Origin of the sequence: Hallella mizrahii, assembly GCF_009695775.1 — a bacterium.
GTDB lineage: Bacteria > Bacteroidota > Bacteroidia > Bacteroidales > Bacteroidaceae > Prevotella > Prevotella mizrahii.
Genome location: NZ_VUNG01000099.1, coordinates 1 through 1,480 on the forward strand (window position 1 = coordinate 1; position 1,480 = coordinate 1,480).

Here is a 1,480-nt window from a genome sequence, read left to right on the forward strand (position 1 = left end):
TGGGATTGACATCCCAGTCGGGTGTGAACCGGGATACAAGTCGAAAAAGGTAGGGAGAAAAAGAGGAAGGCCAAAGAAAAACGAGTCGTAGTAGGTTATCGCTACAAACTAATTGAAAATTCAGATTCGTACCAGTCGTCCTGCATATCGCCTGCGCCCCATGTACTGGTGCCGAGAATGAGATTGTCGTGAGCCTTGACGACCTCAGGGGTCAATGTGGTCACGTCGATTGCCTCCACGCCGAGCTTGCCGGCGATGGTCTGTGCTATACTTTGGCAGGTTCCTGTTGACGAGCCATAAATCACTACGGTTGGTTTCATATCTTTGAGATTTTACGTTGATGTTTTGCTTCCGTTTTACAGTTGCAAAATTACGAAGATTGCCGCAACGCCGCAATACCTAAAAAACATGATTTAAATATACCTATAACAAAGGATCCGCCTCCCGGCACTACCGGAAGACGGACGAGAAAAATCAGTATCGCGGCGGTCACCATCCTATGCAGCTGGTCAGACCGAAGGTAGTGGCGATGGCGGTGAGAATGGAGATGACCATGTTGATGATCAGCTTCCAGGTTTCTTTCTTGCTTTCTGTGGACATAATTAGTTAGGAGTTAGGGGCAAGCCTCACCCCGTTTCCAGCCTCACCCCTTTGCCCCTCTCCAAAGGAGAGGGGAGCAGAATGTTCTGCGGGCGTTTTGGCTGGCGCGTTGTTAGCGGAAGCAAAGGTGTCTTGAAGCATATCACTCCCCTCTCCCTTGGAGAGGGGTTGGGGGTGAGGCTCTCTCACTCCCTTGGAGAGGGGTTGGGGGTGAGGCTGAGGGGTTAGGGGGTGAGGCTGTTGGGGGTGAGGCTTTTACGGGTTGACCGATTTGCCGTCCGGGTCGGTCGGGGTCTCGGTCTCAGTCCCAGTCTCAGTCTCGTCCTCAATCGTATTCAGGCTGGGATCGTAGGTGTCTGCTCGCGTGACCTTCGCAGCAGCGGTGAGCACGGCGCGGGTGAGATCACCGGTGGAACGAGCTCGGAGATGCACCGACTTGATGTTCTTCGTGGGAGAGAACTCTTCGGGTGCCTCGGCAGCAGTGGTGGTGAGGCCGGCGGAGAAGATGGCGAGGTTGGGGATCTTCACGGCGTTGCCCTCGAGGACGAGCTCGCGGATGCAGTTCACCATGTCGGTCAACACACCGAAGATAGCACCCTTGGAGTAAGGCGTGTTGTGGTTGGCCATGTGCTCGGCGAGCTGGTCGAGGTCGATGGTTTGGTTGACGGTGGCACGGGCGAACCACTTGCCGTAGGCCTTGTTGCCCTTGGACTTGTTTTGATAGACTTTGTAGTGTAGCATAAGCAAATAGATTTACTAAAGTTTCCCACTTGCCATTTTACAGGCTTCCGCGAATAATCGCACATTGCAATATGTTGACTGACAAACGATTAATATTTTGAAAATAAAAGTTAACACTCTGTATTAGTGCATAGTCACG

General features: G+C 52.4%; 2 protein-coding genes and 1 pseudogene. All 3 read right to left on the minus strand.

Going from position 1 to position 1,480, the window contains the following annotated elements:
- Nucleotides 1-125 precede the first annotated feature (125 nt).
- Nucleotides 126-320 (minus strand): annotated as a pseudogene (locus FYJ73_RS15595) (flavodoxin domain-containing protein); the annotation flags it as partial.
- A gap of 169 nt (nt 321-489) precedes the next feature.
- The gene (locus FYJ73_RS15600; protein WP_154535658.1) at nt 490-600 is read right to left on the minus strand and encodes a smalltalk protein; all 111 of its coding nucleotides are present in this window, start codon (nt 598-600) and stop codon (nt 490-492) included.
- A gap of 255 nt (nt 601-855) precedes the next feature.
- Nucleotides 856-1,341: an HU family DNA-binding protein gene (locus tag FYJ73_RS15605; protein ID WP_154535659.1), complete on the minus strand. Its 486-nt coding sequence runs from the start codon at nt 1,339-1,341 to the stop codon at nt 856-858.
- Nucleotides 1,342-1,480 lie beyond the last annotated feature (139 nt).

Bases quoted from the DNA above. Each gene is read 5' to 3' on its own strand.
- FYJ73_RS15600 (WP_154535658.1), bottom strand. From the start codon at position 600: ATGTCCACAGAAAGCAAGAAAGAAACCTGGAAGCTGATCATCAACATG.
- FYJ73_RS15605 (WP_154535659.1), bottom strand. From the start codon at position 1,341: ATGCTACACTACAAAGTCTATCAAAACAAGTCCAAGGGCAACAAGGCC.